9 protein-coding genes and 1 pseudogene are annotated in these 12,296 nt (G+C 43.0%); 2 read left to right on the top strand and 8 right to left on the bottom strand.

Features of this window, described 5'->3' with window-relative positions:
* Positions 1 to 56 precede the first annotated feature (56 nt).
* Positions 57 to 1,019 (bottom strand): CHAT domain-containing protein, encoded by a 963-nt coding sequence (locus tag I8752_RS08305; RefSeq protein WP_225895517.1) that lies wholly within the window; start codon positions 1,017 to 1,019, stop codon positions 57 to 59.
* A 433-nt stretch (positions 1,020 to 1,452) separates the two neighbouring features.
* On the opposite strand from I8752_RS08305, the gene I8752_RS08295 reads away from it, so the two are divergent.
* Positions 1,453 to 2,943 (top strand): glutamine synthetase family protein, encoded by a 1,491-nt coding sequence (locus I8752_RS08295; RefSeq protein ID WP_214431839.1) that lies wholly within the window; start codon positions 1,453 to 1,455, stop codon positions 2,941 to 2,943.
* 227 nt (positions 2,944 to 3,170) lie between these two features.
* Here I8752_RS08295 and I8752_RS08290 read toward each other — a convergent pair whose 3' ends face one another.
* Both I8752_RS08290 and I8752_RS37215 read right to left on the bottom strand, forming a co-directional pair.
* The gene (locus I8752_RS08290; RefSeq protein ID WP_214431838.1) at positions 3,171 to 4,373 is read right to left on the bottom strand and encodes an AIPR family protein; all 1,203 of its coding nucleotides are present in this window, start codon (positions 4,371 to 4,373) and stop codon (positions 3,171 to 3,173) included.
* Positions 4,374 to 4,551: 178 nt separating this feature from the next.
* On the bottom strand, positions 4,552 to 4,731 hold the full coding sequence (locus I8752_RS37215; protein WP_318780823.1) for a dihydrofolate reductase family protein: 180 nt from the start codon (positions 4,729 to 4,731) through the stop codon (positions 4,552 to 4,554).
* 316 nt (positions 4,732 to 5,047) lie between these two features.
* Between I8752_RS37215 and I8752_RS08280 the strand changes: the two genes are divergently transcribed.
* On the top strand, positions 5,048 to 6,301 hold the full coding sequence (locus I8752_RS08280) for a flavin-containing monooxygenase (protein ID WP_214431837.1): 1,254 nt from the start codon (positions 5,048 to 5,050) through the stop codon (positions 6,299 to 6,301).
* Positions 6,302 to 6,464: 163 nt separating this feature from the next.
* Here the strand turns inward: I8752_RS08280 and I8752_RS08275 are convergent, their stop codons facing one another.
* The 5 genes and pseudogenes from I8752_RS08275 to I8752_RS08255 all read right to left on the bottom strand — a co-directional run.
* A complete protein-coding gene (locus I8752_RS08275; protein ID WP_214431836.1) occupies positions 6,465 to 6,680 on the bottom strand; it encodes a hypothetical protein in 216 nt (71 codons plus the stop codon).
* A gap of 260 nt (positions 6,681 to 6,940) precedes the next feature.
* A complete protein-coding gene (locus I8752_RS08270; RefSeq protein WP_214431835.1) occupies positions 6,941 to 7,441 on the bottom strand; it encodes a hypothetical protein in 501 nt (166 codons plus the stop codon).
* A 169-nt stretch (positions 7,442 to 7,610) separates the two neighbouring features.
* A pseudogene (locus I8752_RS08265) lies at positions 7,611 to 7,808 on the bottom strand (DUF2811 domain-containing protein).
* Positions 7,809 to 8,255: 447 nt separating this feature from the next.
* A complete protein-coding gene (locus tag I8752_RS08260) occupies positions 8,256 to 8,876 on the bottom strand; it encodes a class I SAM-dependent methyltransferase (RefSeq protein WP_214431834.1) in 621 nt (206 codons plus the stop codon).
* 213 nt (positions 8,877 to 9,089) lie between these two features.
* Positions 9,090 to 12,296, bottom strand: a 3,207-nt coding sequence (locus I8752_RS08255) for a strawberry notch family protein (RefSeq protein ID WP_214431833.1), incomplete at its 5' end; no start/stop codon positions are given.

Below are 12,296 nucleotides of genomic sequence, written 5' to 3'. Positions count from 1 at the left end.
TGTATTATAAATATCTCCACCCTGAAGATAGCTTAGAACTATGATTTCTTCATAGACTATTTCTTCTTCAATACAGGAGTCAAATATTCTGGAATTCCTTCTAGCTGGATGACGTTGCACCCAAGTTTATAAGCAAACTCAACTGATTCTCCAGCACCAAGGGCATTATAAAAGCCTGTGGCAAATTTAATTGCAGCTTGATCTCCAATCTCCTTATTCATTCCAATCACATACGGAATGTGAAGCGCGATCGCACCAGCTTGAACTTCGCTATAACAAGCATTGAGGACAACACACTCAATAGAAGGAGCAAACAACTCAAACAGTCCTGCTAGTGCTTGTGTGCTTACTAAACGTACATTTCCAGTCTCATCTTCCAAAACTAAACCGTCATCACCTGCACCATGACCGCTAAAATGAACAAATTGCGGTTTCAAGTCCAGAAAGAATTGGTAAACATCTTGAACACGCACAGCCCAACGTTGCTTTAAATCAAACAATTCTCGCTTTTTAGCTCGTTGCAATCCGCTGTCAATTTCTCGCACTTCTCGATCCAAGTGTAAAGGGGAAGTTGTTGCTGGATTGGATGCCAGGATCAAAATTTTTTTGACGGCACTGTTATCTGGTTCTGTTTGGTGCGAGTCTTGGGCTGTATAGTTGGTGATGTTACCACCGATTTGTTGGGCGGTTACAGTGTCGGCATTTACTAGACCGCCGCCGAATTGTGCGCCCTGTAAGTTGAAGTTAGATTCTCTTTTAGATCCTTCGGACATTATGGTATCTCCTTGGTTTTGGTAAGTTTGGGCATAAAAGCTAGGACGCTGTAATGCTGTGACTACCATATTTTGTAAATCAGCAATTCTGCTATCTTTTTCAGCAATAAGTGCTTTAACTTTTTGTTCTGCCAGAGTTTTTAGCTGATTATATGTGGCGAAATACTCTGCACTCAGTTGCGATTTATCAGCAGCGATCGCAGTTTTGGCACGCAGCAGAAACTTGTCCTGACCCCGTTTCTCCATTGCGACTATCTCAAGTTCAGCATCGGGGTGATTTTCAGCTAACTGCTTAAAGGAAATTGCGATCGCTCTGGGGTCAACGCCTTGGTTATGGTACAGGTCGAGCGTGTCGAAGATTGGCTTGATAAAATCCCCAAACTCAGCGTCTGCAAATACTTCCTGCCTGTTGTCTGGTTTATCGCTTCACTTGCTAAGAGTCGTTGTTGATTAGCGGTATATTATTAGTGCGATCAGCCTATGGCTTCGCTTACTGCCAACAGCAGAATGTACGGCACTACACATGAGTTTACGCCCAAAAACAGTAGTTCAGATATTACCAGTAAAACTGTCCCAAGAGAAACAAACTAGGGGAATTTGCTCTAAAGATAGGTCATTTGCAATCAAGACTGATTTCAAACTAACTACATCAGCATTTGAACAGGATTAGGCAACCCCAATGAAAAGACCTGGATTTATTGAGCGTCATCACCTATGGACAGAAAGCCAAAAACAAGCATCCGAAAAGATTAAGACTGTGGTTAAACAACAGGATCTGTTGTTGATTCGTACAGCTTGGTCTGACCAGCATGGCATTGTTCGCAGTAAATCGCTCTTACCCCAAGCGTTTTTAAGCGCCCTGGTCAACGGTATGCAAATCAGCACAGGTACATTCCTGTTTGATACTGGCGGTGCAATAGTATTTAACCCATTCGTGAAGGGCGGTAGCTTAGACATGCCTCTGATGACAGGCGCGCCAAATCTTGTGGCTGTTCCTGACCCTCATACCTTCAAAATTTTGCCTTGGGCAAAACGTACTGGCTTTATTCTTTGTGACGAGTACTTTCAAAATGGTCAGCCAATGCCCTTGTCCAGTCGCGGTATTTTGCGTCAATCATTGGTAGAGTTACATCAAAGAGGATTGAAACATCTTGTCGGCTTAGAAGTTGAGTGGTATCTGGCAAAGCTGGAAGATCCGATGTTAGCGTTGGCTAATGTTGGTAGTTCTGGAAAACCTGGTGAACCTGCTTTAGTTAGTGCTGTAGAACATAGCTTCCAATACCTTTTAGAATCCCATAATCCAGAAATTCATGATTTGCTGCGCCTTTTGGCAGAAAACTTTGTGGAAATGGAATTGCCTTTAAGGAGTGTAGAAAACGAAGGGGGTATCGGTCAATTTGAATTTACTTTTGACCCGATTGGTGCTTTGCAAGCTGCGGATACAATGATGATATTGAGAATGGCAACCAAGCAAATCTGTCGTCAACAAGGTTACATTGCATCATTTATGTGTCGCCCAGGGCTGCAAGGAGGTTCTTCCAATGGCTGGCATTTGCACCAATCCCTTGTAGATTTAACCACAGGTGAGAACGCTTTCATATCTGCAAACTCTCAAACCCTCATCTCAGATTTATGTAACCATTTCATTGGCGGTCTTCTCAAACACGCCAATGCTGCTTGCGTATTCACAAATCCAACAATTAACAGTTACAAAAGATTTAGACCTAATTCTCTAGCCCCTGACCGTGCAGGGTGGGGATTGGAAAACCGAGGAGCAATGATTAGATTACAAGGCGGTTTTGATGACCCCACTACCCACATCGAAAACCGAGTTGGAGAACCAGCCGCTAATCCCTATCTCCATATCGCATCGCAATTGATTTCTGGATTAGATGGGGTAGATCGTCAACTAGATCCTGGCTCCCCGACAGAAGAACCTTATACTACAGAAAGTCCGGCATTACCCAAAAGTTTGCCAGAGGCGATTTCATATTTGAGCCAAAGCGAACTTTTTTCTCAAAAAATGGGGCAGCAGTTCATCAGCTTCATCATTAAGATGAAACAGAGTGAAATTAATCGCTTTTTGGAGTCCGTCGCCGAACGACCACCAGAAGTCTATTTAAAGCAGGTTACTAGCTGGGAGCAAAGAGAATATTTTGAATTATTTTGAGGTCGTCCCCTCAAAATTTGTACCAGCCCACTCAATGATTTGTTTGAATCGGCTTTTGTAACTTTAAGCAATGCCTCGCGGTAACCCTTTGGTGGGAACGCAAAGTATAAAGTGTTTTAGGTAAAGGGTTAAGTAAATAGCGTATGCGATCGCAACTGAGAACTGACACTTGCTTATTGATGCGTTGTAGGCAGAACATCATAATCCACCACCTGAGTTTTGTTGCGTTAATTCACCAGCTTCAATTCTTCACGTTTGGTATTTGAACCAACCATTTTAAGCAACTGCTGATTTAGGAAACTCTGAGCACAAACATAAAGGTTATCCCAAATCACGGGATTGCGGCAGATTTTACTCCCAACTGTATTACCAGCCAGCTTCTCCGACACCAAGTATTTCTTGTAATAATTAGTCCACAAATGCTGTAGAAAATCTTCTGCAAATTCATCAAAAGAAATTATCCAGTTGTACTGTTCGTCCAAAAACACCCTATAGGCAGCGACAATGGGCATGGCAATATCAGCAGGTGCAGCAAAGCCAAACGAGTATCGGCTGTCGGGCAGCAGCGTATTTTTGCGTGAGTCGATTGAGGCGAGGTCAACTACTCCTTTTCTTTTAGGCTTGGTAATATGCTCCTCGATTATCTGAAACAGTCGTTGCTCAATCCATAACCCCTTTGGCAGTAACGGTAACAATTTTGACAGCCTTTCTCTTTCAGTCTCACTCAAGCTTGGTGTATTGCTAACAGGTGGATGTTTGGTTCTGCTTTTAGAGTCTGGGTTATATTTGTTTCTATCCAGGCAGTTCATCAACTTTATCAAATGGTTGACATTGCACTGGGGACTTTTGGGCGCACCGCTTTGGTTTTGGTAATAGGCGATGCGGAACTTGGTTTCTTGTTCGCGTTCCTGTTGGGCTAAAAACTGTTTGATGAATTTGTAGTCACCCCTGGCGTTAACTTTGGAGCGCGCATCCACTGGGGCAGATGTGTTTGATGCTAAGGCAATGTCTTTGGCATCTTCTTCATTTAGTCCGATGTGAATGGTAACTTTGACTCTGGCTTGGGTGAGGTCGTACTTATATTCTTTGGCCTGCTGGAAAGCTAAAACCGTATGCCCCCCGTTAATGATGCCATCGCTACCGCCCTCTTGTGCCTCAAGTATTTCTAGTTCTAGCTGTGTCTTTTTACTATTAGGCTTTACCTTATTAGCACACAATACGATTCCACTATGCCTTGAGAAGAATTTTTCCGGTTCGGTTGTCAATGAGTCGAAGATTTGTCTGTAGGTTGAGCTTTTACGGTTAGGCTCCCGAATATTCGGCTCTAGGGGCAGGTCGGTAGGGAAGTTGTCAACGTGAACGGTAGCGATAATGCAGTGGGGGTTTGCATTGAAAAACTGGTCTACTTTCAAAGCCCAATTTTTTGGCATAGTCTTTTTAGCCCAGGAGTGCAGCTGATATTAAAAAAGGATACGCGCATTCAGCATCAAATCGCACTAAAAAATTTTAAAACATTTTGGTATAAATTAACTTGAAATAGATTTTTGCGTTTATTGAAGTTTGATATATACCTCACTAAATGCCTATTATTTGCCTAGAGCGCGGTAATTATTCGCGCTCTGGTTCAAAGACGAGTGCCGCAACACTTGAACTGAACGACTGTGATTCCAAAAGCTTCAATGTCACAGTAGTACCCTCTTGAAACAGGTGCTTGCCTTTGCCCACAACTACCGGGTAAACAAGCAGCCGATAGAGAACCACAAAATCGTGCCGAATGAGAGTTTGCACAAGCGCTGTATAGTTAGTTGTTTGATTGCCGTCATCAAAGTAAATTATTGTTCTTTTTTTGTGAAAGCTTACCTGAACTTTGTATGCTCCACCAGTTGCATATAAGCTTTAGCAGGCAGCTTTTGACCATCAATATTGTGCTCTTTGAACTCAACTGCTATAGCAGGCGTGCCTAGTAGCAACAGGACTGGCAGGATTTATGAATCTCACATTGTAAAGCTCCGGAATGGAGATAGTGACACAGGAAAATAGTTTTAACTGCTCTACCTCGCTCTACTATTTCCCGCAAATCTAAATCGACTAAGATGAGGTAAGTTTGACAAATCAATTAGACACAAGACATCGCACAGCACCAAGAATTGCCATTATTGGTGCAGGTGTGTCAGGACTTTGTATGTCCATTCAACTGAAAAAAGCGGGTATTTTCTCCTTCACCATTTACGAGAAGTCAAATGGAATTGGGGGAACATGGCGTGATAACACTTATCCTGGCGCAGGTTGTGATGTCCCTTCACACCTTTATTCCTTCTCTTTTGAACCCAAGACAGACTGGAGTCAAAAATATGCACAGCAACCCGAAATATTACAATACCTAGAGCAATGCGCCCGGAAGTACGGGATAGTAAACCACATCCACTTCAACACTCAAATTATAGAAGCATATTTCGATGAAGTCGAAGGAGTATGGCGGCTTTGCACATGTGCAGGAGAGATAATTGTAGCTGATATACTCATTAGCGGGTGCGGTCAGTTGAATCGACCACGTTATCCCAATATTACCGGTCTAGATACTTTTGAAGGTACGAAATTCCATTCTGCGCGTTGGAACCATCAGCACGATCTAGCAGGTAAAAGCGTTGCTGTGATTGGTAACGGTGCTAGCGCCATCCAATTTATCCCGCGAATCGCGCTCAAAACACAAAAGCTTTACCTGTTTCAACGGAGTGCTAATTGGCTCATACCAAAAGCGGATCGCAAATATACTCATTTTGAACAGTGGGTCTTTCACCAATTTCCAGTAATAGCCAAGTTGTACCGTTTTTTCCTGTATTTGCAAATGGAAAAAAATTTTGGGGGATTTTTCAAGGGTAGCTGGCTTAACAAGCAAATCGAGAAGATTGCCACTAAACAACTGTTTCGCCAGGTTAACGATCGACGTTTACAAGAAGTTTTGTATCCCAACTATCCTATTGGTTGTAAAAGAATACTTATATCCAACGATTATTACACATCGCTCCAGAGTTCAAATGTGGAGGTGGTAACAGCTCCTATTGAACAAGTAACCTCCGACTGCATCATAACTACTGATGGCCAATCACACCCAGTTGACACAATTATATTTGCTACAGGATTTGAAGCAACAAGTTTCCTTGCGCCAATGAGAGTTGAAGGACTTTTAAACATGACGCTTGAAACCGTATGGAAAGAGGGTGCTCAGGCCTATCTCGGCGTTACCGTCTCTGGTTTTCCCAACTTCTTTATGCTGTTCGGGCCAAATACCAGCTTGGGACACAATTCCATCATCTTCATGATTGAATGCCAAGTTAGCTACATCGTAAAATGTATTTAAGAAATCAGCCGCCACAACCTCTTGTACCTCAATATCAAAAGTGAAGCGATGGGTCTGTACAATCAAGAGCTTGAAGAAAGCTTTAGAAACTCAGTATGGCAAGCTGGTTGCAGGAGTTGGTACAAATTAGAAACAGGTAAGATCACAAATAACTGGCCTAGATTCACTTTTGAGTACTGGTTGCGAACCTGGCGATTTGATCTGAGCAAATATCATCAGCACAGGCGGACTTAGTTTGACTGTGCTGTGGGGGAGGATAGCCCCTTGCCTCTAAGAATAATCCCAACATAGCGGTGAGATTAGAGCGTTGGTAGACAGAAGGCATGGGTGATTTTAAAGTGTAAATTAGCTGTTGCATCTGGGCAAGAATATTAGACATTGTTCTTGCTGAGAAAACTAGTTAGGGTTTGCTGACACCAGAGGCAAACTAAACGGTTTGGAATCATTTACCGCCCAAAACCATCGGGGCGACTATCGATAAATTCTTGTAATTCTGCGTTAGCGAAGCTCGCTGAAGGCATCGCCATTTCTAGATACTGGTTTATCATTGTTTGTTATTAGACAGATATCTCTGACCGTATTATCTCGCAATTTTTTCAGAAATCAAATATGACTCCTATACTGAGGAGCTTGTTTTTCTTAAAGTTGTGTATCTAATAAAGTTGATGCGACAGAAAGATGAAAGCTTTTACCTGCTTTTTTGAGGCTGAAATCTGCTATGAAACGTTTAATTTTCGGAAAATATTTCTGCCTTCTTTCAATCATTTCATAGACTAATTTTTTGATTTCTTGTTGCATCTCAATATCACCTTCAAACATCTCTAAATTAAAGAGTTTCTCAACTGTTTCTCGTTGTTGCAAACGTGGTAATAATGAGGTATTCCAAGCAGTAACAGCTAATTCTAATAACCGTCTATGGGCTCCTAGGTTATTGACCTCATTTATATAAGGTTCAATGAAATCTTCCAAAACCTCAGACATCTTTTCGGCTCCTGGAGGTTCGATAACTACCTGAGATATTGATTCTCCAAATTCTCCTTGTTTAACCTTCTGCGCCAACTGTCTTAAATTTGTCTGATTTTCTTTGTCTTGTTGCTTCTGTCTGAGCAATTGCTGAAATTCTTTAGATTGTCTAGGCATATTCGATAGTCTTTTTGAAAAAGTAATACTTTAATATTCAGATTACTAGATTGCTAGAACTAAGAACAAAAGTAATCCTAGAGTGGGCTACGGAAGCTGTTAGCCTACATTACAACTTGCTAGAAACAATATTTTGTGCATATTCTTGTTGATGATCAAGTATTTTAATTTAATGATAACGGAATAGAGTCTCCAAATAAACTTGTGCCACTCGGCGGTCGCCATCAGCATTCTGTAGTAGAAACAGAGATACTGCCGCCGTCAATACCCGGTTCTCATCCCAATCAGGATGCTATTGTAAGTAGTCTTTAAGACACTCATGCAGGGTTTCGGGAATTTCGGTGAAGATGCTAACGGTTGCGTTCATACGTGAGGACTTCTTGCAAGCGAATCGAGCAGGATAACTAGCTTTGAGTTAAGCAGCTAATGCCTAGTTCAAACTGTTTTTCAACTACTGAACCAAGTTTATACAATTGGTTCTGGCAGCTTACAGAACTATAGAAGCTAGTCGAATTATTGTGCGGCCAGAAGGGGTGGTTTTGTCAATGCTACGAAATGTTAACAATCAGTACAGAAAGAATCAAGATTTACGGTAGCATAAGGGTTTAGAAGAAATTTTTGTTACTCTACTTAATTAGAACTCAGTATTTAAGCTTTTCCAAAGCCGTGAAATAAAATCCTCAGTAATACAACCAAAGCCGCGTCTGTCGAGTCTTTGTGGAAAACACTCTGATTGCCTGTGGAAAAGCTGTGGAATGAGTGCGGAAAAGTTTGGCTAATGATAAGAATTGCAAAAAGCCTAACTGCCAAAAAATTAAGTAGCTTTTTTAGTTGCAACACCTTGGTACAGATGAGCGACCAAATCTGGAAAATTTTCAGGTGTGAACTGCTTGAGTTCTAGACAATCAAAATGCTGTTCTACCAATTTTTGAATATCTCGATTCAGGTGACATCCATCGGCTATGACTTTCTGAATTGGTGTTAGGCGATGTTGCCATACTTGTACATTAGGCTTATCGCTCAACCCATGTTCCACGAAAAAGAACCTACCACCCGGTTTTAGTACCCGATAAATTTCTTTAAGTGCTTGTTGTACATTTGCAATACTGCACAAAGTCCAAGTACTGACCACGCTATCAAATGTATTGTCTGCCATCGGTAAATTTTCACTCTCTAGCAGGAGTTGCTCAACTGTAATCCCAGAGTCACTGATACGCTTGTTTGCCAAAGCATTCATTCCAGGATTCACATCCACTGTAGTAATTTTGTGAATTTCACAAGGATAGTAAGGCAAATTTAATCCAGTTCCAAACCCAATTTCCAGAACTTCTCCCGTTACATTAGCTAATAATTCTTGACGATATTTAGCTAAGTTTGGAGCTGATAAACTCCAGTCCAGAAGATGTGGGAAAATAACTTGCGAATAAAACCCCATAATTCTCAAACCTCCATAATTTAATTTTATGTTGAGCAGGAGTGTTGAGCGTTCCTATTCCCAACATCACGTTGTCTCTACTGTTGTTTCTTTGCTGTTGGTGAAGCCCAATTTTTAGGCATAGTCTTTTTAGCCCAGGAGTGAATGGCACGCTCGTTACCAGAATTTGAGAAAAACAAAGCGACAGGTAAACACCGCATCGCTTTGCTTTAATCACCCAAGAATCACAATCACTGCCGCCAGAACAGCAGCAGCGCGATCGCCAGTTGGCACAAACACCCGCTTACGCCAATCGATAATCTCGGTAAAGCAACCCACAGCCATCAGTCGCTCAACTAAGGACAAAGCATTGACTAACTCTAAGCGAGGTTCACCAGCAACTCTAGATCGCCGCAATGTGATACCACCCGGCAATTGCTGAGAGTAACCTTCGTTCAACACCAGTGATACCAATTCGGCTGGACTTAACAACTTGTTTTTCATGCCTAACTGTTCTGCCACAGTTTGAATATCTTGAGCATTCACCACCCGACCAAGCACTTTCGCACCGTCGCTGGTTTGTAACCGAAAGACTCGGCTACAATTGTTAGGCAGAATTTTCCAGATGGGCAGCAATATCCCAGTCACAAGGTGAATATAATCATTAGTGAATCTGGGGAGTTGCTCTACCTCCTTTGACCACGCTGCAACAAACGTATCAGCCGAAACCTGCCGCCACGTAGACGAATTCAATTGTTCGACCGTCACGCGAGTTTCTTTTTGCGGTCGAATCAGCAGAACTCTTGCTATAACACCACCTTCACCGTCGAATATGCTATGCGTTGGAATTGACACAGCTGCATTCTGTGACTTTGTATTTACCATCAGTCTCCCCTGGTGCATATTGGAAAACTCCAACATCTCATCAGCCGTTCTGATGTTGTTCTTATGAAGTCTTTCAATCTTCAGATAGTTTGTGACGCTACCAGTAGCAGGATGAGTGTACACGGTTTGCTGGCTTTCGACAGTGAATCGTTCAGCCCGAAGTGTCTCTACACCCATCTCATAAATTCCCGCCGCGATCGCTGCTTCGATTTGTTGACTTAGCAACAACTCAAAACGCTCGAAAATCAAGTTTTGCATATCAATGCGTAGAGCCAGCAGCCGATTGAGGAATTGCCGCAGAGGTGGGAGGTCGATTTTCATGCCGCCTTCTTTGGAAGTCAGCGATAAACCAGTCATTTGCTCAAAAGTGCCGAGTGGAACTTCAGAAAACCGACCTTGGAAGATTTGCTTGAATAACTCATATAAAGCGTGTTCAGCATACTGAGATTCAAGGTTATCCTTAGTATCGAATATGCCATTACCACCAGTTTGGCGTTGCCCTCTGGTGAGTGCGCCGAGACTGTCCAGCCGTCGAGCAATAGTGCTTATGAATCGGCGTTCACCGCGCACATTTGTAGTGACTGGTCGGAAGATTGGTGCTGATGCTTGGTTAGTACGATGCGATCGCCCAAGTCCTTGAATGGCATTGTCGGCTTTCCAACCAGCTTCTAGAAGGTAATGCGATCGCCTACGACGATTCACAGCGTTCAAGTCGGCATGGTAACTTCTGCCAGTACCACCAGCATCACTGAAGATGAGGATCTGCTTATCCCCCTGCATAAATGCAGCAGTTTCGGCAATATTAGCGCCGGAACCCCGTGAATCAACAAATAAGCGTCCTGAATCATCTTTGAGAACGCGCTTGCTACGACCAGTCACTTCAGCAACTTGCTTATGTCCGAAGTGCCATAGTAGTTGTTCCAAAGCACCGGGAATTGGATCGAGGCTGGCGAGTCGGTTAACCAAGGCATCTCTTAAGGCTACAGCTTTAGCCGAAACAATGGGAGAACCATCAGCATCAAACAGAGGCTCGGAACGTTCTTCGCCATCTTCGCCGGATTGGATGGAATGAAGATGAATCAGAAAGGCACTCATAAGATAATCCATGACATATTCCTTCGGAGTTAGATCCAGATTCAGATCCTTCCATTCCTCGGATGGAACCTCATCAAGTCGCCGCTTCAACAACTCTTCATTAGTTGAAACGATTTGAATGACAACTCCAAGACCTTGGGCTAGATCGTTCTCAATGGCTTTGATCAGCATGGGACACTTCATGCCAGTCAACAAATGATTGAAGAACCTCTGCTTGTGGCTCTCAAACTGTGACTTGGCTGACATCTTAGCAGTGCGATTGTACGTTTTTGCACCGGAAATATTGCAAGCTTCTAACGCCTTCTCTAAATTATTATGAATAACACCGAAAGCTTCAGAATAGCTGTTATAGATTCGTTCTTGCGTCGGCGTTAACTTGATTTCGAGAGTCTGATACTCAACTCCCTCGAATGAAAGCGATCGCGCCAAATACAAACCGAGTGCCTTCAAATCTCTAGCCACCACCTCCATTGCAGCAATCCCACCAACAGAGATAGATTCAACAAAATCCTCACGGTTTGTGAATGGGAAATCCCCTGTTTGCCACAATCCTAATCTGTTCGCATAAGATAGGTTTGAAACTTTCGTCGCTCCGGTGGCTGACACGTAAACAACCCTGGCTTTGGCAAGTGCATTTTGTAGCCTCAGTCCGACAATACCCTGCATTGAAGCTGCCACTAAACCGAGCGTTCCCTCTTGCGCCATCGCATTTCCCATTGAATGGCACTCGTCAAATGAAATTACTCCCTCAAAGTCTTTAAGAGCCCACTCAACGATTTGTTTAAGTCGGCTTTTGCCATTCTTTTGCGATCGCAGGGTTGAGTATGTGCAGAATAATATGCCTTGAGTGAATCCGATTGGATCGCCCAGCTTGATGTTCGAGAGGTCGATGATGTCTTTGTCAGCACCACCTAGCGCACACCAGTCTCTACGTGCGTCTTCAATTAATGCGGCACTTTTTGATACCCAAATAGCTTTTCGTCTGCCCTGACACCAATTATCTAAAACGATTCCCGCAATTTGTCTACCCTTTCCGCAACCCGTCCCATCGCCTAAGAACCAGCCACGGCGGAACCTGACGGCATTTTCTTCGCCCTGAGCTGCCACAGTTACATTATCCCATGAATCATCCACAGTATAAGACCCAGACAGAAAATCTGAGTGTGCTTGACCTGCGTAAATTACGCTTTCAAGTTGTGCTGCTGACAACAAGCCTTGTGAAACAATATTGCTAGGTAAATGAGGTTTATATGTAGGAACCGGGGGTGAGACAAGTGCTAGTGCTGCACTCTCGCAAAGTAGCGAGGGATGGGGTAGGGCATCCTTAATTAAAAGGCGTTGTGGGCGATAGGTTTCATAAAGGCTATCTTTCAATCCATCGGTGACAGACCACTCGACTACCTCATATTCCAGAACAACCACATCTGGAATTTCTGCGGATGGTTCTGGTTGTGTCACTGT

The sequence above is a fragment of the Dendronalium phyllosphericum CENA369 genome (genome assembly GCF_016056275.1).
Taxonomy (GTDB): domain Bacteria; phylum Cyanobacteriota; class Cyanobacteriia; order Cyanobacteriales; family Nostocaceae; genus Dendronalium; species Dendronalium phyllosphericum.
Note: the sequence above shows the minus strand (reverse complement) of the source record. Positions and strands in the feature narration are given on the sequence as shown.

Excerpts from the sequence above, each read along its gene's own strand:
- I8752_RS08290 (WP_214431838.1), bottom strand. The coding sequence starts at position 4,373 with ATGCCAAAAAATTGGGCTTTGAAAGTAGACCAGTTTTTCAATGCAAAC.
- I8752_RS08270 (WP_214431835.1), bottom strand. The coding sequence starts at position 7,441 with ATGCCTAGACAATCTAAAGAATTTCAGCAATTGCTCAGACAGAAGCAA.
- I8752_RS08275 (WP_214431836.1), bottom strand. The coding sequence starts at position 6,680 with ATGTCTAATATTCTTGCCCAGATGCAACAGCTAATTTACACTTTAAAA.
- I8752_RS08295 (WP_214431839.1), top strand. The coding sequence starts at position 1,453 with ATGAAAAGACCTGGATTTATTGAGCGTCATCACCTATGGACAGAAAGC.
- I8752_RS08305 (WP_225895517.1), bottom strand. The coding sequence starts at position 1,019 with ATGGAGAAACGGGGTCAGGACAAGTTTCTGCTGCGTGCCAAAACTGCG.
- I8752_RS08260 (WP_214431834.1), bottom strand. The coding sequence starts at position 8,876 with ATGGGGTTTTATTCGCAAGTTATTTTCCCACATCTTCTGGACTGGAGT.